The 18,404-nt window shown below is 72.8% G+C and carries 18 protein-coding genes; 4 read left to right on the top strand and 14 right to left on the bottom strand.

Annotated features, from left to right (window positions below; genetic code table 11):
* Positions 1 to 24: 24 nt before the first annotated feature.
* The 9 genes from ruvA to pgsA all read right to left on the bottom strand — a co-directional run bounded on the left by ruvA (position 25) and on the right by pgsA (position 7,360).
* Positions 25 to 657 carry a Holliday junction branch migration protein RuvA gene (gene ruvA / locus ACZ6S8_RS13685; RefSeq protein ID WP_469455286.1) on the bottom strand — a complete coding sequence of 211 codons (633 nt, stop codon included), beginning with the start codon at positions 655 to 657 and terminating at the stop codon, positions 25 to 27.
* On the bottom strand, positions 654 to 1,184 hold the full coding sequence (gene ruvC / locus ACZ6S8_RS13680; protein ID WP_469455284.1) for a crossover junction endodeoxyribonuclease RuvC: 531 nt from the start codon (positions 1,182 to 1,184) through the stop codon (positions 654 to 656). The genes ruvA and ruvC overlap by 4 nt, the downstream gene beginning before the upstream one ends.
* A gap of 137 nt (positions 1,185 to 1,321) precedes the next feature.
* Positions 1,322 to 2,074 carry a YebC/PmpR family DNA-binding transcriptional regulator gene (locus tag ACZ6S8_RS13675; RefSeq protein WP_328297664.1) on the bottom strand — a complete coding sequence of 251 codons (753 nt, stop codon included), beginning with the start codon at positions 2,072 to 2,074 and terminating at the stop codon, positions 1,322 to 1,324.
* 57 nt (positions 2,075 to 2,131) lie between these two features.
* A complete protein-coding gene (gene pdxT, locus ACZ6S8_RS13670; RefSeq protein ID WP_053676653.1) occupies positions 2,132 to 2,725 on the bottom strand; it encodes a pyridoxal 5'-phosphate synthase glutaminase subunit PdxT in 594 nt (197 codons plus the stop codon).
* Positions 2,726 to 2,730: 5 nt separating this feature from the next.
* Positions 2,731 to 3,648 (bottom strand): pyridoxal 5'-phosphate synthase lyase subunit PdxS, encoded by a 918-nt coding sequence (pdxS, locus tag ACZ6S8_RS13665; RefSeq protein ID WP_267722827.1) that lies wholly within the window; start codon positions 3,646 to 3,648, stop codon positions 2,731 to 2,733.
* Between the two features lie 336 nt (positions 3,649 to 3,984).
* Positions 3,985 to 4,527, bottom strand: a complete 543-nt coding sequence (locus ACZ6S8_RS13660) for a LemA family protein (protein ID WP_469455281.1) — start codon at positions 4,525 to 4,527, stop codon at positions 3,985 to 3,987.
* A 102-nt stretch (positions 4,528 to 4,629) separates the two neighbouring features.
* On the bottom strand, positions 4,630 to 5,793 hold the full coding sequence (locus ACZ6S8_RS13655; protein ID WP_469455280.1) for a glycosyltransferase family 4 protein: 1,164 nt from the start codon (positions 5,791 to 5,793) through the stop codon (positions 4,630 to 4,632).
* Positions 5,793 to 6,695 carry a phosphatidylinositol mannoside acyltransferase gene (locus ACZ6S8_RS13650; protein WP_469455278.1) on the bottom strand — a complete coding sequence of 301 codons (903 nt, stop codon included), beginning with the start codon at positions 6,693 to 6,695 and terminating at the stop codon, positions 5,793 to 5,795. Before ACZ6S8_RS13650 ends, ACZ6S8_RS13655 begins: the two co-directional genes overlap by 1 nt.
* On the bottom strand, positions 6,695 to 7,360 hold the full coding sequence (pgsA, locus tag ACZ6S8_RS13645; protein ID WP_469455276.1) for a phosphatidylinositol phosphate synthase: 666 nt from the start codon (positions 7,358 to 7,360) through the stop codon (positions 6,695 to 6,697). The genes ACZ6S8_RS13650 and pgsA overlap by 1 nt, the downstream gene beginning before the upstream one ends.
* 253 nt (positions 7,361 to 7,613) lie before the next feature.
* On the opposite strand from pgsA, the gene ACZ6S8_RS13640 reads away from it, so the two are divergent.
* The 3 genes from ACZ6S8_RS13640 to ACZ6S8_RS13630 all read left to right on the top strand — a co-directional run bounded on the left by ACZ6S8_RS13640 (position 7,614) and on the right by ACZ6S8_RS13630 (position 12,218).
* The gene (locus tag ACZ6S8_RS13640; protein WP_469455274.1) at positions 7,614 to 9,827 is read left to right on the top strand and encodes an elongation factor G-like protein EF-G2; all 2,214 of its coding nucleotides are present in this window, start codon (positions 7,614 to 7,616) and stop codon (positions 9,825 to 9,827) included.
* 142 nt (positions 9,828 to 9,969) lie between these two features.
* Positions 9,970 to 11,637: a hypothetical protein gene (locus ACZ6S8_RS13635; RefSeq protein ID WP_469455272.1), complete on the top strand. Its 1,668-nt coding sequence runs from the start codon at positions 9,970 to 9,972 to the stop codon at positions 11,635 to 11,637.
* A gap of 122 nt (positions 11,638 to 11,759) precedes the next feature.
* Positions 11,760 to 12,218, top strand: a complete 459-nt coding sequence (locus ACZ6S8_RS13630) for a DnaJ family domain-containing protein (RefSeq protein WP_469455270.1) — start codon at positions 11,760 to 11,762, stop codon at positions 12,216 to 12,218.
* Here the strand turns inward: ACZ6S8_RS13630 and ACZ6S8_RS13625 are convergent.
* From ACZ6S8_RS13625 to ACZ6S8_RS13605, 5 genes are all read right to left on the bottom strand, one after another.
* Positions 12,215 to 12,775 carry an HIT family protein gene (locus tag ACZ6S8_RS13625; protein ID WP_469455268.1) on the bottom strand — a complete coding sequence of 187 codons (561 nt, stop codon included), beginning with the start codon at positions 12,773 to 12,775 and terminating at the stop codon, positions 12,215 to 12,217. The genes ACZ6S8_RS13630 and ACZ6S8_RS13625 overlap by 4 nt on opposite strands.
* An 81-nt stretch (positions 12,776 to 12,856) precedes the next feature.
* Positions 12,857 to 14,833 (bottom strand): threonine--tRNA ligase, encoded by a 1,977-nt coding sequence (gene thrS, locus ACZ6S8_RS13620; protein ID WP_469455266.1) that lies wholly within the window; start codon positions 14,831 to 14,833, stop codon positions 12,857 to 12,859.
* A 148-nt stretch (positions 14,834 to 14,981) separates the two neighbouring features.
* Complete coding sequence (locus tag ACZ6S8_RS13615) at positions 14,982 to 15,467, bottom strand: GNAT family N-acetyltransferase (RefSeq protein WP_469455265.1); 486 nt, start codon at positions 15,465 to 15,467, stop codon at positions 14,982 to 14,984.
* 85 nt (positions 15,468 to 15,552) lie between these two features.
* Positions 15,553 to 16,773 (bottom strand): hypothetical protein, encoded by a 1,221-nt coding sequence (locus tag ACZ6S8_RS13610; protein ID WP_469455263.1) that lies wholly within the window; start codon positions 16,771 to 16,773, stop codon positions 15,553 to 15,555.
* On the bottom strand, positions 16,773 to 17,375 hold the full coding sequence (locus ACZ6S8_RS13605; protein ID WP_469455261.1) for a DUF4365 domain-containing protein: 603 nt from the start codon (positions 17,373 to 17,375) through the stop codon (positions 16,773 to 16,775). Before ACZ6S8_RS13605 ends, ACZ6S8_RS13610 begins: the two co-directional genes overlap by 1 nt.
* Before the next feature lie 220 nt (positions 17,376 to 17,595).
* Here ACZ6S8_RS13605 and ACZ6S8_RS13600 point away from each other — a divergent pair, with 220 nt between their 5' ends.
* On the top strand, positions 17,596 to 18,321 hold the full coding sequence (locus ACZ6S8_RS13600) for a 3'-5' exonuclease (protein ID WP_383923370.1): 726 nt from the start codon (positions 17,596 to 17,598) through the stop codon (positions 18,319 to 18,321).
* Positions 18,322 to 18,404 lie beyond the last annotated feature (83 nt).

Raw genomic sequence — 18,404 nt, 5'->3', positions numbered from 1 at the left:
ACGCGGACGGCTGCGGGACGGCGGCTAGCGGGCGCGGTTCAGGGACTGCAGGGCCGCCCGCAGGAGCTGCGGGACCGGAGCCTGGCCGCCGGCCGCGATGGCCTCCTCGGCCTGCGGGGTGACCGCGGCGACGGCCTCGTCCGCGTCGCGCGCGGCGTACCCCAGCCCGATGAGGGCCGCGGCGAGCTGCTCCGTCCAGGGCGCGGGACCGGCCGCCGCCGCCCGCTGGGCGCCGACGAGGCCGCTGGTGCCCAGGGGGGCGCCCAGCTTGTCCTTGAGGTCCAGCAGCAGCTTCTGGGCCCCCTTCTTGCCGATGCCCGGCACCGCGGTCAGCGCCTTCTCGTCGCCCGTCGAGACGGCCGTCCGCAGCGCGTCCGGCCGGTGCACGCCGAGCATCGCCTGCGCGAGCCTCGGTCCGACCCCGCTCGCGGTCTGCAGCACCTCGAAGACCTGCCGCTCGTCGTCGTCGGCGAAGCCGTACAGGGTGAGCGAGTCCTCCCGCACGACCAGGGAGGTGGCCAGCCGGGCCGGCTCGCCCGTGCGCAGGCCGGCGATCGTGTGCGGCGTGCAGTGCACGGCCATGCCCACTCCCCCGACCTCGATCACGGCCAGGGTGGGGGCGAGCGCGGCGACCGGGCCGCTGACGAAGGCGATCATCGGGTACGGCCTTTCGAGGCGTGCAGGGCGACCGCCTGCTGGAGGCGGTTCTGGGCGGGGGCCCGCCAGATGTGGCAGATGGCGAGGGCGAGGGCGTCGGCGGCGTCGGCGGGCTTCGGCGGCTCGGCGAGCCGCAGCAGCCGGGTGACCATGGCGCCGACCTGGGCCTTGTCGGCCCGGCCGCTGCCGGTGACGGCGGCCTTGACCTCGCTCGGGGTGTGCAGGGCGACCGGGATGCCGCGGCGGGCCGCGCACAGCATGGCGACGGCGCTCGCCTGGGCGGTACCCATCACGGTGCTCACGTTGTGCTGGCTGAACACCCGCTCCACGGCGACGACTTCGGGCCGGTGCGCGTCGAGCCACTCCTCGATGCCCTGCTCGACGGCGACGAGCCGGGCGCCGAGCTCGGCATCGGCCGGCGTCCGTACGACCCCCACCGCGAGCATCGTCAGGGGACGGCCGGCGACACCCTCGACGACGCCGACGCCGCACCGCGTCAGCCCCGGGTCCACACCGAGTACGCGCACCCTGCCCCCTGTCCGTTCGATCGCCCGTCCGTGTGCGTGCAGGCTATCCGGCGCCACTGACATCGCGCACAACACGACGGCGGGCCGCCGGGGTGTGTCCCGGTCGGCCCGCCGTTCGAACGGTGTCGGCGGACGCGTTACGCGTCGACCTTCTCCATGACCTCGTCGGAGACGTCGAAGTTGGCGAAGACGTTCTGCACGTCGTCGCTGTCCTCCAGCGCGTCGATGAGCTTGAAGATCTTGCGCGCGCCCTCTTCGTCCAGCTCGACCTGCATGGTCGGCAGGAAGTTGGAGTCGGCCGAGTCGTAGTCGATGCCGGCCTGCTGGAGCGCCGTGCGGACCGCGACCATGTCGGTGGCCTCGCTGATGATCTCGAAGCTCTCGCCGAGGTCGTTGACCTCTTCGGCGCCCGCCTCCAGCACCGTCTCCAGCACGTCGTCCTCGGACAGCTCGCCCTTGGGTAGCAGGACGACGCCCTTGCGGTTGAACAGGTACGAGACCGAACCCGGGTCGGCCATCGAACCGCCGTTGCGGGTCATGGCGACCCGGACGTCGGACGCGGCGCGGTTGCGGTTGTCGGTGAGGCACTCGATGAGCACCGCGACGCCGTTCGGGCCGTAGCCCTCGTACATGATCGTCTCGTAGTCGGCGCCGCCGGCCTCCAGGCCGCCGCCGCGCTTGACCGCGGAGTCGATGTTCTTGTTCGGGACCGAGCTCTTCTTGGCCTTCTGGATGGCGTCGAAGAGGGTCGGGTTGCCGTCGATGTCGGCGCCGCCCATACGCGCCGCGACCTCGATGTTCTTGATCAGCTTCGCGAAGAGCTTGCCGCGCTTGGCGTCAACCACGGCCTTCTTGTGCTTCGTCGTAGCCCATTTAGAGTGGCCGGACATCTGCCTGTCTCCTTCGCGTCACCAACAGTGTTCGCCCCAGATCCTACCGGGACGCCGTTACAGCCCCGCGCGCACCATGTCGACGAAGTACGCGTGAACACGGTCGTCGCCGGTCAGTTCCGGGTGGAAGGACGTGGCGAGCACGTTCCCCTGCCGCACCGCGACGGTGTGGCCGTCGTACGTGGCGAGCACCTCGACCGAGGCGCCGACCGACTCTACCCACGGGGCGCGGATGAAGACACCCTCGACCGGGTCGCCGGCTATGCCCGCGAAGTCGATCTGCGCCTCGAAGGACTCGTTCTGGCGTCCGAAGGCGTTGCGGCGGACGATCATGTCGATGCCGCCCAGCGTCTCCTGGTCCTCGCGGCCGTCCAGGAGCTTGTCCGCCAGCATGATCATGCCGGCGCAGGTGCCGTAGACCGGCATCCCGGCCCGCACGCGCTCGCGCAGCGGCTCCAGCATGCCGAACAGTACGGCGAGCTTCGACATCGTCGTGGACTCGCCGCCGGGGATCACCAGGGCGTCGACGTCGGCGAGTTCCTCGGGACGCCGGACCGGCCTGGCCACGGCGTCCGCCGCGGCCAGGGCGATCAGGTGCTCCCGTACATCGCCCTGAAGAGCCAGGACACCAATGACGGGGGTGCTGCTCATGCTCGTTACCAGCCCCGGTTGGCGTAGCGCTCGGACTCGGGGAGGGTGTCGCAGTTGATGCCGACCATGGCCTCGCCCAGGTTCCGGGAGGCGTCCGCGATGATCTTCGGGTCGTCGAAGAAGGTGGTGGCCTTCACGATGGCGGCGGCGCGCTTGGCCGGGTCGCCCGACTTGAAGATGCCGGAGCCGACGAAGACGCCCTCGGCGCCGAGCTGGCGCATCAGCGCGGCGTCGGCGGGGGTGGCGACGCCACCGGCGGAGAACAGCACGACCGGGAGCTTGCCGAGCTCGGCGACTTCCTTGACGAGCTCGTACGGGGCGCGCAGCTCCTTGGCCGCGGCGAAGAGCTCGTTGTTGTCGTAGCCGCGCAGGCGGGCGATCTCGTTCTTGATCTGGCGCAGGTGGCGGACGGCCTCGACCACGTTGCCGGTGCCGGCCTCGCCCTTGGAGCGGATCATGGCCGCGCCCTCGGCGATGCGGCGCAGGGCCTCGCCCAGGTTGGTGGCGCCACAGACGAAGGGGGTGGTGTACGCCCACTTGTCGGAGTGGTTGACCTCGTCGGCCGGGGTCAGGACCTCGGACTCGTCGATGTAGTCGACGCCGAGGGACTGGAGCACCTGGGCCTCGACGAAGTGGCCGATGCGGGACTTGGCCATGACGGGGATCGAGACGGCCTCGATGATCTCTTCGATCATGTTGGGGTCGGACATGCGGGCGACCCCGCCGTCCTTGCGGATGTCGGCCGGGACCCGCTCCAGGGCCATGACGGCCACGGCGCCGGCGTCCTCGGCGATCTTCGCCTGCTCGGCGTTGACCACGTCCATGATCACGCCGCCCTTGAGCTGCTCGGCCATGCCGCGCTTGACGCGGGAGGTGCCGATCGCCGACTCGGCGGACTGGGGGGAGGTGGGAAGCGTGCTCACGGGTTGACCTCACTCGAAAGGGAAGACGCGACTACTACTCGGCTGAGAAAACCCCACCGACCAGTCCACAGCAAGGGCCAATGTGTAGCCGGTGGCTCCCCGACTTGTCCGCTGCGGCCCTGGACCGGTCCCCCGCGGCCGGACCGCAGGCGCTGCCGCCCGGGCCGGGACCGCTTAGGCCGTGTCTTTCGGATCAGGGCGGATCAGCCCGGGGTGTCCGGTGCCGTGCGTCGCAAGGCCGAGGAGGGAGCCGACGTGGTGTGTCGGCGACCGACGAGAACGCCGCGAGGCACGGTGCCGGGCAGCCCGGGCCCGCCATGATCCGAAAGACACGGCCTAGACGGGCCGCTCCGCGAGGTAGGCCGGGGGCTCGTCGTCCATCTCGAAGGCGAGCGGGAAGGGCGCGTGTCCGGCCAGCCGGAACCAGCGGACCTTGCGGTGCCTGCGCAGGGCGCGGGCGGCGCGTACGGCGTCGTTGTGGAACCGCCGGGCCATGGGAACCCGGCGCACGGCCGCCGCGAGGTCCTCGGTGGCTTCGGCCCCGCCCGGGGCCGCCTTGAGCACGTCCACCTGGTCGACGTCGGCGAAGACGGCCCGCAGCGCCTGGCTGAGCTCGCTCTCGGCGACCTCCCGGTGCTCCTCCTCGGCCTGCCGGGCGGCGTGGGCGGACTCGTAGAGCACGAGGGAGGAGGCGGGGTCGAGGACGCCGGAGGTGGCCACCTCCAGCACCACGGAGGCGCGCCGCACGAGCTGGGCGTCGAGGGCGGCCCGCGCGGCGTCCATGCGCGAGTGCAGCCGGTCCAGCCGGCCGGCGGTCCAGCTGAGGTAGACCCCGATGACACCGAGCGCCAGGGCAATCCAGACAAGGGTTTCGATCACGGGCGGCGACTCTACCGGCCCCCGCCCCGGCCCCGGTCAGCCCCGGTGGGCGGGGCCGCGCACCGGCGGACCCGGCGGGGTCCGCCGGGCCCCCCGATGCGGTCAGGCGTCCCGGGAGAGGCCGAGCCGGGTGCGGAGGGGGACGCGTTCGTCCTCGGCCACCGCCGCCGCGCCGTCGGTCACCGTCTCGTAGACGGCCAGGATGTCGGCGCCGACCGTGGACCAGTCGAAGCGGCGGACGTGCGCCGAGCCGCGTTCGCTGAGCTCGGCGCGCCGGGCCGGGTCCCGCAGGAGGGCGATCGCGCCCGCCGCGAGGGCGTCGGCGTTCTCGTTGGCGAAGAGGTCTCCCGCCCCGCCCTGGTCCAGGACCTGCGCGAAGGCGTCGAGGTCCGAGGCCAGTACCGCGGCGCCCGCCGACAGGGCCTCGACGAGGATGATGCCGAAGCTCTCGCCGCCGGTGTTGGGGGCGACGTACACGTCCACGCTGCGCAGCAGCCGCGCCTTGTCCTCGTCCGAGACCATGCCGAGGAACTCCACCCTCGCCCGCAGGTCCGCGGGCAGGGAGGCGACCGCCTCCTCCTCGTCGCCGCGGCCGGCGACCAGCAGCCGTACGTCCGGGCAGGCCTCCGCGATCTTCGGGAAGGCCGCCATCAGCACCGGCAGGCCCTTGCGGGGCTCGTCGATGCGGCCGATGAAGCCGAGCGTCTGCCCGCCCCACTCCGCCTTGGGCTCGGCCTTGGCGAAGAAGTCCACGTCGACCCCGTTCGGGATCACCACGGCGTCGCCGCCCAGGTGCTCCACGAGGGTGCGCCGCGCGTATTCGCTCACCGCGATCCGGGCGCTGATCTTCTCCAGCGCGGGCTGCAGGATCGGGTACGCGGCGATCATCGCCCGCGAGCGGGGGTTGGAGGTGTGGAAGGTGGCCACGATGGGGCCCTGCGCCGCCCAGCAGGACAGCAGCCCCAGCGAGGGCGAGGCGGGCTCGTGGATGTGGATGACGTCGAAGACCCCGTCGTGCAGCCAGCGGCGCACGCGGGCCGCCGAGAGGAAGCCGAAGTTCAGCCGGGCCACCGACCCGTTGTACGGCACCGGGACCGCCCGTCCCGCCGAGACCACGTACGGCGGCAACGGGGTCTCGTCGTCGGCCGGGGCGAGCACCGACACCTCGTGGCCGAGGCGGATCAGGTGCTCCGCCAGGTCGCGGATGTGGAACTGGACGCCGCCCGGCACGTCCCACGAGTACGGACACACGATGCCGATCTTCACTACGGGCGCTCCTCCAGGTCGTCGAGCCACAGCCGCTGCAGCATGTGCCAGTCCTGCGGGTGTTCCGCGATGCCCCCCGCGAAGGCGTCCGCGAGCGCCTGCGTCATGACGGCGGCCTTCTCGGTCCGGGTGCCCGTCTTCGGCACTTCCACCTCGGGGTGGATGCGACCGTACATCTGGGGCGCGTCCCCGTAGTACAGGGTGGCGGGGAGCAGCACCGCGCCCGTCTGCTGGGCGAGCAGCGCCGGGCCGGCCGGCATGCGCGCCGTGGCGCCGAAGAAGTCCACCTCGACGCCGGACGCGGACAGGTCGCGGTCGGCGACGAGGCAGACCATGCCGCCGGAGCGGAGCCGGCGGGCGAGGGTGCCGAAGGCCGCGCCGCCGGTGTGGGGCAGCACCTCCATGCCCAGGCTCTCCCGGTACGCCACGAAGCGGTCGTAGAGGGACTCGGGCTTGAGGCGTTCGGCGACCGTGGTGAACGGCACCCCGATGTGGCCGGTGGCCCAGGCCCCGGCGAGGTCCCAGTTGGCCAGGTGCGGCAGCGCGACGACGACCCCGCGGCCGGAGGCGAGGGCCTCGCGCAGGATGTGGTCGTCCTTCATCTGGACGTCCGTGCCGAACCGCTGCGGGTCCATGGTGGGCAGCCGGAACGATTCCATCCAGTACCGCATGTAGGAGCGCATGCCGGCCTTGGACAGCTCGCGCAGCCGCTCCGGACCGGCGTCCGGCACGACCCGGGCCAGGTTGGACTCCAGGCGCAGCACGCTCTTGCCGCGGCGCTTCCACGCGTAGTCCGCGATGCGGCGGCCGAGGGCGACCGCGGCGGGCTCGGGCAGCTTCTTGACGCCGGCCCAGCCGAGCCCGTACAGCCCGTCGACCAGCTTGTCCCGTGCGCTGCCCATCAGGCGGTGCCCCCTTCGGCCGCGGCTGCGGCGGCGTCGGCCTCTGCGGCCTCGCGGCGTACGGTGACCACCCGCTGGATCAGGGTGACGAGGGAGCCGGCGGCGACGATCCACAGCGCGATCGGGAGCAGGACCCCGATCCACGAGGGGGCGCCGAAGATCTGCAGGCCGGAGAGGCCGGCGGCGACCAGCGAGATGACCAGCCGCTCGGCGCGCTCGATGAGGCCGTTGACGGCGACCGGAAGCCCGATCGACTCGCCGCGGGCCTTGGTGTAGGAGACCACCTGGCCGCTGGCGAGGCAGAAGATCGCGACGGCGCAGAGCGCGTTGTCGTTCCCGGAGCCCGCGTACCAGAGCGCGAGCCCGCCGAAGATCGCCGCGTCCGCGACCCGGTCGAGGGTGGAGTCGAGGAAGGCGCCCCAGCGGCTGGAGACGCCGGCCTGGCGGGCCATGTTCCCGTCCACCAGGTCGGAGAAGACGAAGAGGGTGATGGTGATCGTGCCCCAGAAGAACTCGCCCCGGGGGAAGAAGACCAGCGCTCCCGCCGCCACTCCGGCCGTGCCGATCAGGGTGACCGCGTCCGGACTCACCCCCCGCCGGAGCAGAAATGCGGCGAATGGCGTGAGAACACGCGTGAAGAATGCACGCGCGTACTTGTTCAGCATGGCCTTCCCGGAGGGTCGCTGGGCCGCACGGCCACCACGGCCACCGGCTGGCCCATCGTAGCCAGCACGCCGCCCCCCGGACGCCGCGCACCCACCGGTTCGGGCCGCGGGGGCCGTACTTCATCCCTCCGCCGCCTCCGGGTGGGCCACCGGTACGTCCCCGGTACGACGTATGGACGCGGTGTGACACCGGTGCAAAGCTCGAAGGACCCCGTTTCCCTCCTCACCGTCACCATCGGGAGGCACGAGCACCATGGGAGCCACATCACACCAATCCGGAGCCGCCGGCAGGGCACTGACGGCCGACCGCCCCTCGTCCGTACGGAACGTCGTGCTGGTCGGCCACAGCGGGTCGGGGAAGACCACCCTCGTCGAGGCCCTGGCCCTGACCGCCGGAGCCGTCAACCGGGCCGGCCGGGTCGAGGACGGCGCCACCGTCTCCGACTACGACGAGATCGAGCACCGGCGCCGGCGTTCGGTGCAGCTGTCCCTCGTCCCCGTCGCCTGGGACGGAATCAAGATCAACATTCTGGACACTCCGGGATACGCCGACTTCGTCGGAGAGCTCAGGGCCGGTCTGCGCGCCGCGGACGCGGCCCTCTTCGTCGTCTCGGCCGCGGACGGCGCCGAGGGCCTGTCCGGGGCAACCCGCGCGGTCTGGGACGAGTGCGCGGCCGTCGGGATGCCCCGCGCCATCGTCGTCACGCACCTGGAGGCGGCCCGCGCCGACTACGACCGGATGGCGTCCGTCTGCGGCGACGCCTTCGGCGCCGACGATCCCGACGCCGTCATCCCGCTCTACCTGCCGCTGTACGGCCCCGCCGGACCCGACGGGCACGCCCCGGTGACCGGCCTCCTCGGCCTGCTGTCGCAGCGCGCGTACGACTACGCCTCCGGTGAGCGCGCCGAGCGCGCCCCGGACCCCGCCGAGCAGGCCCTCATCGACGCGGCCCGCTCCCGCCTGATCGAGGGGATCATCGCCGAGAGCGAGGACGAGGGCCTCATGGACCGCTACCTCGGCGGCGAGGACATCGACCTCGGGACCCTCGTCGGCGACCTGGAGCGCGCCGTCGCGCGCGGCACCTTCCACCCCGTCCTGATGGCCGCCCCCGCCGCCGACGGCGCCCGCCAGGGCCTGGGCACCGTGGAGCTCCTCGAACTCGTGACCGGCGGCTTCCCCACGCCGCTGGAGCGCGCCGCCCTGACCGTTACCGCGCCCGACGGGGCCGCCCGCCCGGACGTCACCTGCGATCCCGACGGCCCCCTCGTCGCCGAGGTCGTCAAGACGTCCTCCGACCCGTACGTCGGCCGGGTGTCCCTCGTCCGCGTCTTCTCCGGCACCCTGCGCCCCGAGGCGACCGTCCACGTATCCGGCCACGGACTCGCCGACCGCGGCCACGAGGACCACGACCTCCAGGAGCGGATCGGCACCCTGACCTCCCCCTTCGGCAAGCAGCAGCGGGGCCTGGACCGGTGCATCGCCGGCGACCTCGCCTGCGTGGCCAAGCTGACCCGCGCCGAGACCGGCGACACCCTGTCCGCCAAGGAGCGCCCGCTCCTCATGGAGCCCTGGTCCATGCCCGACCCGCTGCTCCCCCTCGCCGTCGAGGCCCACGGCAAGGCCGACGAGGACAAGCTCTCCCAGGGCCTGGCGCGCCTGGTCGCCGAGGACCCGACCCTGCGGCTGGAGCAGAATCCCCACACCCGCCAGCTCGTCCTGTGGTGCCTCGGCGAGGCCCACCAGGAAGTCACCCTGGAGCGGCTGCGCACCCGGTACGGCGTCCAGGTCGACCCGGTCCCGCACAAGGTCAGCCTGCGCGAGACCTTCGGCGCGAAGGCCGCGGGGCGCGGCCGGCACGTGAAGCAGTCCGGCGGGCACGGCCAGTTCGCGATCTGCGAGATCGAGGTCGAGCCGCTCCCGACGGGCAGCGGCGTCGAGTTCGTCGACCGGGTCGTCGGCGGGGCCGTGCCCCGGCAGTTCATCCCGTCCGTGGAGAAGGGCGTACGCGCCCAGGCCGCCCGGGGGGTCGTCGCCGGCCATCCGCTGGTCGACGTGCGCATCACCCTCCTCGACGGGAAGGCCCACTCGGTGGACTCCTCCGACGCCGCCTTCCAGACCGCCGGCGCGCTCGCACTGCGCGAGGCGGCCTCCGGGGCCCGCATCGACCTCCTCGAACCGGTCGCCGAGCTCTCCGTCCTCGTCCCGGACGAGTACGTCGGCCCGGTCATGAGCGACCTCGCGGGCCGCCGCGGCCGCGTCGTCGGCACCGAGCAGGCCGGCCCGGGGCGCACGCGCGTGCGCGCCGAGGTCCCGGAGATCGAGATCGGCCGCTACGCCGTCGACCTGCGCTCCGTCTCGCACGGCACCGGCGGCTTCGCCCGGTCCTACGTGCGCCACGAGCCGGTGCCGTCCCACATCGCGGAAAAGGTGCGCGAACAGACCGATACGAGCCGCCAGTTGACCTAGTCCGTCTCCGGCCACGGAAGGGCCGCCCCGGCCAACCCGCTTGCGGAGGGCGGCATTTCCCTGTCCCATGACCACGGGGCGAGATCCGCAGATAAGCTCGTCGGCGCACCAAAAGGCACGACGCACAGCGATGGGGGCAGCGGTGGCGGACGACGGATTCGACTTCAGGCCCGGAGCGCAGATCCCTCTCCAGGGGGGCGGCGGGCAGACGGCGGCGACCAACGCGCTGGCCTCCGCGGCGTACCGGGACGGCGCGAAGGACACCAGACTCGACCTCATACTCGGCGCCAACAGCGAGCACCACGCGTCCACGGTCAAGCCCCCGAAGGTCTCCCTCTTCGAGCCCAGCCTCGGCGAGGCCTTCTGCCGGGCGGTCGAGGCGCGCACCCTGGGCCCCGGCCGCAAGCCGCTGATCCAGTCGTTCGGCGCCGATCCGCAGACCGTCGTCGAGCACTGCCTGGCCGCGTCCCGGATCCGCAAGGAGCGCGACCGCAAGCTCCGCCTGATCATGCTGGTCTGCGGGGTGCTGTTCCTGCCCGGCCTGCTGCTGTGGCTGGGTCTCTTCCAGCTCCGCCGGTCGCTGGCGTCCGGCGACGGCAAGCGCTCCTCGTGGATCGGCACCCTGCTGCTGGTAGGGGTGGCCGTCCTGGTGGCCGTGCTGATGTTCAAGCTGCCGTTCACCGGGTTCCTCGGCCTGTACCTGCGCGCCATGATCATCGCCCCGGCCCTGGGCTGGCTGCTCGCCCGCCGGATCTGCGAGGCGACCGCCGCCGACCTGCGCTCGCGCTGGGACGGGCTGCTCGGCGGCGGCGGCGTCGCGGCCAAGATCCCCGAGGCGGTACCGGGCAACCCGGACGAGAAGGCCCGCGAGGACCTCCGCCACCAGTTGGCCAAGCTGACCGCCGAGGACCGCAGCAATTCGGTCTTCTACGCGGGCTCCAAGGGCATCCTGGGCATGGGGGTCCGCTGGGGCAACTGGCAGATGGCCGAGGAGCTCGCGCCCAAGGAGGACGTCGCCGAGATCCACCCGTTCCGCAGCTGGGACGTCGTGCGCGCGATCGACGCCCAGCTCCGCAAGCTGGAGCGCGGCCCCCTGCACACCGGCGGGTTCCCGGCCGCCGCCATCCAGCACTGGATCGTGACCCCGGTCGGCGAGGGCGCCGGCGAGGTGGCCCGCCCCACCGGCGAGAACGTCGACACCTTCCTGATCAAGCCGCACGAGATCACCCGGATCTGCAACGAGCAGCAGTTCAACGCGGGCAACCGGCACTACCTGGGCATCCAGTACCCGCTCTGGGACGGCCAGCTCGTCATCACCATGCTGGTGACCGTCACCGTGCTGTACAAGACGCTCCGCGTGGACGTGACCGCGCACGCCCTGGGCCCCGTGAACGGCCTGTTCACCACCAAGTCCAAGGCCCCGACGGTGGAGGTGCCCAAGAGCATCCGGTTCTGGGAGACCACCGAGCGCACGCTCCCGCTGGTCGACGCCTCCGAGGTGGTGCGCCTCGCCGTGCGCGCCCCGCTCACGTGGTACCCGCCGATCCTGGACTACCTCGGCGGCAAGCTGGTCCTGCCCGAACCGTTCGGCGTCCGCCACGTGTGGGCCGGCTCGATGTGGCGCCACCGGTTCATGGCGGACGACGCCCTGCGCACCGTGGCCCCGGTCCTGCGGTCCGTGCACGCCGCGACCTTCAAGGTCCTGGAGGAGAACGGCGTCGACACCGAGCGCTTCACCACCCGCTCCTCGATCATGAGCGGCATGATCCAGGAACCGTCGCCGCGCAAGGCGGACGCGTACGACGGCTAGCCGTTCCTCCCCCGGCCGCGCCGACCGGCCCGGCCGCGCCGACCGGCCCGGCCGGGGCGACGGGCTCCCGGTTAGGCTGAAGGCGCAGTCCAGGGCATCCGTACGCACCGGAGGAGCGACCCGTGACCGAGCGCAAACCGCCCGGCGTCGACTTCGAGACGTTCGTGGACCGGCAGATCCGGGAGGCCGCCGCCCGCGGCGACTTCGAGGACCTCCCGGGCTACGGGAAGCCGCTCGCCTCGCTCGACGCCCCGTACGACGAGCTGTGGTGGATCAAGGGGAAGCTGCACCGCGAGGGGTTCGCCGTGCTGCCCCCGGCCCTCGCGCTCCGCAAGGAGGCCGAGGACGCCCTGGAGAAGGCCCTGGCGGCCCGCTCCGAACGCGAGGTGCGCAGCACCCTCGCCGAGGTGAACGAAAAGATCGGCGCGGCCCTGCGGATGCCGCCGCCGGGACCTGCGCTGAACCTGACGGAGTTCGACGTGGAGGCCGTGCTGCACACCTGGCGCGAGCGCCGGGCCCGGAACACCGGCGGGGCCGGCGGCGCGGGCCGGTCCGGCGCCGAGACGCCAGAGACGGCCTAGTCGACGGGCCAGGCGTCGGACAGCATCTGGCGGGTGTCCGCGAGGAGTTGGGGCAGCACCTTGGTGTGGCCCACCACCGGCATGAAGTTGGTGTCGCCGCCCCAGCGGGGCACGATGTGCTGGTGCAGGTGGGCGGCGATGCCCGCCCCCGCGGCCGCGCCCTGGTTCATGCCGATGTTGAAGCCGTGCGCCCCTGACGCCTTGCGCAGCGCGACCATCGCCCGCTTCGTGAGGTCGGCCAGCTCCGCCGTCTCCGGACCGTCGAGCTCGGTGTAGTCGGCGACGTGCCGGTACGGGACGACCATCAGGTGGCCGCCGTTGTACGGGTAGAGGTTCAGCACCGCGTAGACGTGCCGGCCCCGCGCCACGATCAGGCCGTCCTGGTCCGACATCTCCGGAATCCCGCAGAAGGGACAGCCGTCCCCGGCCTCCGGGCCGGTCGGCTTGTTCTCCCCCTGGATGTAGGCCATCCGGTGGGGCGTCCACAGACGCTGGAACGCGTCCTGCGTGCCCACACCGATCTGCTGCTCCGGCTCAATCGTCATGGGATGCAGCATATGACCTTGCCCGAGCGGACGAGGAAGGCCCCCGGGAAAGCGATCGCTTCCCCGGGGGCCCCACGTGCGCGCTCCGCCCGATCAGACCTGGACGCGGTCCGCGACGACCTTGGCCAGCTTGGCCAGGGCCTCGTCCTTGGCGATGCCGTTCTCCTGCGAACCGTCGCGATAGCGGAAGGAGACGGTGCCCGCGGCCATGTCCTCGTCACCGACGATGACCATGAAGGGGACCTTGAGCTTCTGGTGGTTGCGGATCTTCTTCTGCATGCGGTCGGAGGAGGCGTCCACCTCGACCCGCAGGCCCTGCTTCTTCGCCTCGGCGGCGAACTCCTGCAGGTACTCCACGTGCCCGTCGCCGATCGGGATGCCGACCGCCTGGACCGGGGCCAGCCACGGCGGCATGGCGCCCGCGTAGTGCTCCAGCAGTACGGCGAAGAACCGCTCGATCGAGCCGAACAGCGCACGGTGGATCATGACCGGGCGCTGGCGGGAGCCGTCCGGCGCGGTGTACTCCAGGTTGAAGCGCTCCGGCAGGTTGAAGTCGAGCTGGACGGTCGACATCTGCCAGGTGCGGCCGATGGCGTCACGGCACTGGACGGAGATCTTCGGGCCGTAGAACGCGGCGCCGCCCGGATCCGGGACCAGGGGCAGGCCCTGCTTCTCGGCGACCGACTGGAGGACCGCGGTGGCCTCCTCCCAGGCCTCGTCCGAGCCGACGAACTTCTCCGGGTCCTTGGTGGACAGCTCCAGGTAGAAGTCGGTCAGGCCGTAGTCGCGGAGCAGGTTCAGCACGAAGGTGAGCGTGCGGTCGAGCTCCTCCCCCATCTGCTCGCGGGTGCAGTAGATGTGCGCGTCGTCCTGGGTGAAGCCCCGGGCGCGGGTCAGGCCGTGCACGACGCCCGACTTCTCGTACCGGTACACGGTGCCGAACTCGAAGAGGCGCAGCGGCAGTTCGCGGTAGGAGCGGCCGCGCGCGTCGAAGATCAGGTTGTGCATCGGGCAGTTCATGGGCTTGAGGTAGTAGTCGGTACCAGCGTCGAGCTGCATGGGGGGGTACATGCCCTCCGCGTACCAGTCCAGGTGGCCGCTCTTCTCGAAGAGGGCGCCCTTGGTGGCGTGCGGGGTGTAGACGAACTCGTAGCCCTCCTCCTCGTGCCGGCGGCGCGAGTAGTCCTCCATGGTCCGGCGGATGATGCCGCCGCGCGGGTGGAAGACGGCGAGGCCGGAGCCGATCTCGTCCGGGACGGAGAAGAGGTCGAGCTCGCTGCCGAGCTTGCGGTGGTCGCGCTTCTCGGCCTCGGCGAGGAAGTCGAGGTGGGCCTTCAGCTCCTCCTTCGACGGCCACGCGGTGCCGTAGATGCGCTGGAGCATCGGGTTCTTCTCGCTGCCGCGCCAGTAGGCGGCGGCGTTGCGCATGAGCTTGAAGGCCGGGATGTTGCGGGTGGTGGGCAGGTGGGGACCCCGGCAGAGGTCCTTCCAGCACAGGTCGCCGGTCTTCGGGTCGAGGTTGTCGTAGATGGTCAGCTCGCCGGCGCCCACCTCGACGTTCGCGCCGTCGTCGGTCGACGCGGAGCCCTTGATGCCGATGAGCTCCAGCTTGTACGGCTCGTCGGCGAGCTCCTCGCGGGCCGCCTCGTCGGTGACCACGCGGCGGGAGAACCGCTGCCCGCGCTTCTGGATCTCCTGCATCTTCTTCTCGATGACCTTGAGGTCCTCGGGGGTGAAGGGCTTGGCGACGTCGAAGTCGTAGTAGAAGCCGTCCCGGACCGGCGGGCCGATGCCCAGCTTGGCCTCGGGGAAGATCTCCTGCACGGCCTGGGCCATGACGTGGGCCGCCGAGTGGCGCAGGATGTTCAGGCCGTCCTCGGAGGAGATCTCCACCGGCTCGACGGTCTCGCCGTCCTTCACCTCGTACGCGAGGTCCTTCAGCTCACCGGCGATGCGGGCGGCGACGATGGTGCGCTCGCCGGCGAAGAGCTCCGCCGCCGTAGTGCCCGTGGCCACCACGCGCTCGTCCCGCTCGGAATCGCGTTGGATGATCACACGGACGTCTGACACCGGTCTCTCCTGACTCAGGGGGTGCGCGAGCGGACACTGCGCGCCTGAATCGTACCGAGCGGAGGGGCGGCGCCCCTAAACGGTTATCGGCGGGGCCCGTCCGCAGCCGCCCGCGGCCCGGCCCCGTACGAGCCCCCGGCCGGGCGGCTCAGCCCCGGCCGGGCGCCGGCGGCCGGCCGAACGACGCCATGCGCAGCCCCGGGGCGGGCGAGAAGTCCGGGCCGCGGAGGAAGCCGAGGCGCTCGTACAGGGTCACCGCGGGGGTGTTCTCGGCCCCCGTGGTCACCTCGACGCGGCGGTCCGGGAACAGCTCCGCCAGGACGTGGCGCAGCAGCAGGGAGGCGACGCCCCGGCGGAACCACGCCGGGTCCACGCAGAGCCGGTCGACGCCGACGACGCCGTCCGGCTCCTCCTCCCAGGCCAGGAAGCCGGCGAGCGCGCCCTCGCCGGACACCGCGCCGATCCACCGCAGCGGACGCGCCTGCATCTCGTCGAGGCTCTCGTGCAGGGCGGGGATGCCGTCGAACCCGATCAGCCCGGCCTCCACCGCGTACGCCGCCCGGCCGATCCGGTGCACGGCCCCCGCCGTGGCGTCGTCGGCCAGGTCCAGCGGGCGGATGAGCGGGCTCGGCATGCGGGATCCTCGGGGTCGCGGGCGGGACGGCCCAGGCTACGCGGGGCCGCGCCCGGGCCCCGGCCGGCCACGGCGGCCGCACGGCCTACGCGTCCCCGGGCAACACGTCCGACGCGTCGAACGCCGCGTCCAGCGACTTCATCAGCCGGTCCCGTTCGACCTCGTCCAGCGGCACCGGCACGAGCTCCGCCGCGTCCGTCAGCCGCCGGAAGCCGCCCCGCTGCTGGAGCCGTCCGCCGACCCTGACCGGCAGCCCCGCCAGGTGGGCGTGGACCGCCACCCCGTACGCCTCCTCGTCGAGCGCCACCCGTACGTACGGGACGTCCGCCCCGGCGAGGACCCGCAGCCGTACGGTGCCCCCGCCCCCGGGGGCCGAGCGCCGCATCCGCACCACGGAGCCGGTGACGCTGACCCGGACGGCCGGTTCGTCCCGGGTGTAGCGGTCGGCGGCCTCGCGCAGGACGGGGAGGTCGCCGGGCGAGAACTCCACCGGTTCCGGCCGCGCCGCGCACCCGGCCGGCACCCCGGCCGCCGGCGCCCAGGCGAGCGCGATCCGGGCCCCCTCGGTGCCGCGGACCAGCGCGATCAGCGCGTCGGCGAGCTCCCGGCTGACCCCGGCCGCCACGGCCGCGTCGAAGGCCTCCATGCCGCCGGTGGCCCGCCGGTAGTCCACGGCCTCGCGGGTCGCGTGCAGGGCGTGGTGGAGCCGGGTCACCAGGCCCCGCCCGCCGTCCACGGGGACGTACGCGGTGAGCCGCCGTGCGCCCGGTGCCGGGCCCACCAGGACCCCGTCCAGGGCCCGTTCGGCCTTCGCGCGGTGCCGGGCGCCGTAGTAGCCGGCCCTCGCCCGGTCCGCCAGCGCCCCGGCGAGCAGGAGCCGGCGGGCGGCCGAGCGGAGCTGCTCCTGCGCCGTCCACGCGGCCTCGGACGGGAACCCGTACGGGCCGGGCGGGATCTCCCGGTCCCAGCGGACCTCGTCGCTCGGCACGCTCAGCCCGTAGAGCACCTCCCGCGCGGACGGCACCGCGCTGCGCGAGAGCGCGGTCAGCGCCTCCTCCAGCAGGTCGCCGCAGTCGGGGAAGGCCCGGCTCTCCGGGACGAGGAGGCTGGCCCCGGGGCCGCCCGCGGGCGGGGTCCAGCGCCCGTAGCGCCCCGCCGCCCCGCCCCGGCGCAGCCAGCCGTGGCGGCGCAGCAGGGCGCCGAGGACGACGGGGTCGACCTTCGCGGGGTCGGGAGCGGCGGGGTGCGCGAGGTCCCCGTACGGCGTGGACGGCAGCGGTTCGAGGTTCGGCGAGTGCCGGTGCATCAAGGTGTCCCTCCCGACCCGACCCGGGTCATGATCTCGCACAGCGCCCGGTCGTCGAAGATCCGCGTGGTCGGGATCCGCACGGTGGTCCGGCGCCGGCCGGTCACGGGGTGCCCGGCGAGATTGGTCCAGTAGCAGCAGTGCCTCAGGTCGAGCCGGTCGTGCCCGGCGGCGAGCCACTGGTCGCGCTCCCGCGGGACGAGCATCACGACGAGGATCTTGTGGACGGCGACCGGGGTGCGGGCCAGCTTCACCAGGTGCTCGTTGTCGAGGGTGAAGGAGAAGGTGGGCCCGGCCGGTCGGGGCGGTATCTGGTAGGTCGCCTTCAACTGCACCTTGACGGTGACCTCGTCGTCGACGACGTGCTCGGGGGCGCCGTGGCTGACGTGCCAGTCGATGCCGTTGTCCGGGAAGGGCTGCGAGAGCGAGCATCCGGCCGCCGCGGCGACGGCGTGCAGGTATCCCACCTGGAGGGTCTCCATGCAGGCGGTGGTGGCGAGCGTGCCGCGCAGCGGTCCGGTCCGCGGCTCGCCCGGCGTGCCGGTCCGCGCATCGATCTGCCCCGCCAGCACCCCGCCCTGTTCGGGCTGTGCGAGCGTCATGGCCGGTCCCCATGCCTTCCGGCTCCGCGATGGGTGGTGGGTGGGGTGACGACCGGTCATGCGCACGGCCCCCCTTGGTTGTTGTCTCCGCAGCCGGGTCCCCGCAAACGGCGTACGGGGCAAACGGCCCGGGTATCACCGAAGCGGGCAAGGGTGGCGCGCTCGGAGGCGGAGGCGCCCGGGGGCGCCCCATCTGCCGACCGGGGACGAGGAGTTCGCCATGACACGCTGGTACGAGGGCCCGCTGGCCTCATTCGACACCGAGACGACCGGAGTGGACGTCGAGCAGGACCGGATCGTGTCCGCCGCGCTCGTCGTGCAGGAGTGTGCGGGGGGCCGGGTCCGCTCCACCCGCTGGCTGGTCAACCCCGGCGTCCCGGTTCCCGCGGGCGCCACGGAGGTGCACGGGCTCACCGACGAGCACCTGCAGCGGCACGGGCGCTGGCCCGCGCCGGTGGTGGAGGAGATAGCCCGCGCGCTCGGGGAGCAGCAGGTGGCGGGCCGGCCGGTGGTGGTGATGAACGCGCCGTTCGATCTGACGCTGCTGGACCGGGAGTTGCGCCGGCACCGGGCGTCCTCGCTGTCGCGGTACCTGGACAACCGGCCGCTGACGGTGCTGGATCCGCGGGTCCTGGACAAGCACCTGGACCGGTACCGCAAGGGCCGCCGGACCCTGACCGACCTGTGCGCGCACTACGGGATAGAGCTGGAGGGCGCGCACGACGCGGCGGCGGACGCGATGGCCTCCCTGGAGCTCGTGCGGGCGGTGGGCCGCCGGTTCGCGGGGCGGCTGGAACGGCTGAGCCCGGCGGAGCTGCACACGCTCCAGCAGGTGTGGCACGCGGCGCAGGCGCGCGGCCTCCAGGCCTGGTTCGCACGGCAGGGCACGCCCGAGTCGGTCGATCCGCACTGGCCGCTGCGGCCGGACCTGTCGACGGCGGCGTAGCGACGCGCACCGGTCCGGGAACGCCGAAAGGTCCCTCCCCACGGGGGAGGGACCTGCGGCTTGCTCCATCAAGGTCCTGCCGG

It is taken from the genome of Streptomyces sp. NPDC048461, assembly GCF_055587105.1.
Note: the sequence above shows the minus strand (reverse complement) of the source record. Positions and strands in the feature narration are given on the sequence as shown.

What these genes read in the sequence shown, in the direction of transcription:
- ruvA (WP_469455286.1), bottom strand. Translation starts at nt 657, where the DNA reads ATGATCGCCTTCGTCAGCGGCCCGGTCGCCGCGCTCGCCCCCACCCTG.
- ACZ6S8_RS13675 (WP_328297664.1), bottom strand. Translation starts at nt 2,074, where the DNA reads ATGTCCGGCCACTCTAAATGGGCTACGACGAAGCACAAGAAGGCCGTG.
- pdxT (WP_053676653.1), bottom strand. Translation starts at nt 2,725, where the DNA reads ATGAGCAGCACCCCCGTCATTGGTGTCCTGGCTCTTCAGGGCGATGTA.
- ACZ6S8_RS13650 (WP_469455278.1), bottom strand. Translation starts at nt 6,695, where the DNA reads ATGGGCAGCGCACGGGACAAGCTGGTCGACGGGCTGTACGGGCTCGGC.
- pgsA (WP_469455276.1), bottom strand. Translation starts at nt 7,360, where the DNA reads ATGCTGAACAAGTACGCGCGTGCATTCTTCACGCGTGTTCTCACGCCA.
- ACZ6S8_RS13640 (WP_469455274.1), top strand. Translation starts at nt 7,614, where the DNA reads ATGGGAGCCACATCACACCAATCCGGAGCCGCCGGCAGGGCACTGACG.
- ACZ6S8_RS13625 (WP_469455268.1), bottom strand. Translation starts at nt 12,775, where the DNA reads ATGCTGCATCCCATGACGATTGAGCCGGAGCAGCAGATCGGTGTGGGC.
- ACZ6S8_RS13615 (WP_469455265.1), bottom strand. Translation starts at nt 15,467, where the DNA reads ATGCCGAGCCCGCTCATCCGCCCGCTGGACCTGGCCGACGACGCCACG.
- ACZ6S8_RS13610 (WP_469455263.1), bottom strand. Translation starts at nt 16,773, where the DNA reads ATGCACCGGCACTCGCCGAACCTCGAACCGCTGCCGTCCACGCCGTAC.
- ACZ6S8_RS13605 (WP_469455261.1), bottom strand. Translation starts at nt 17,375, where the DNA reads ATGACGCTCGCACAGCCCGAACAGGGCGGGGTGCTGGCGGGGCAGATC.
- ACZ6S8_RS13600 (WP_383923370.1), top strand. Translation starts at nt 17,596, where the DNA reads ATGACACGCTGGTACGAGGGCCCGCTGGCCTCATTCGACACCGAGACG.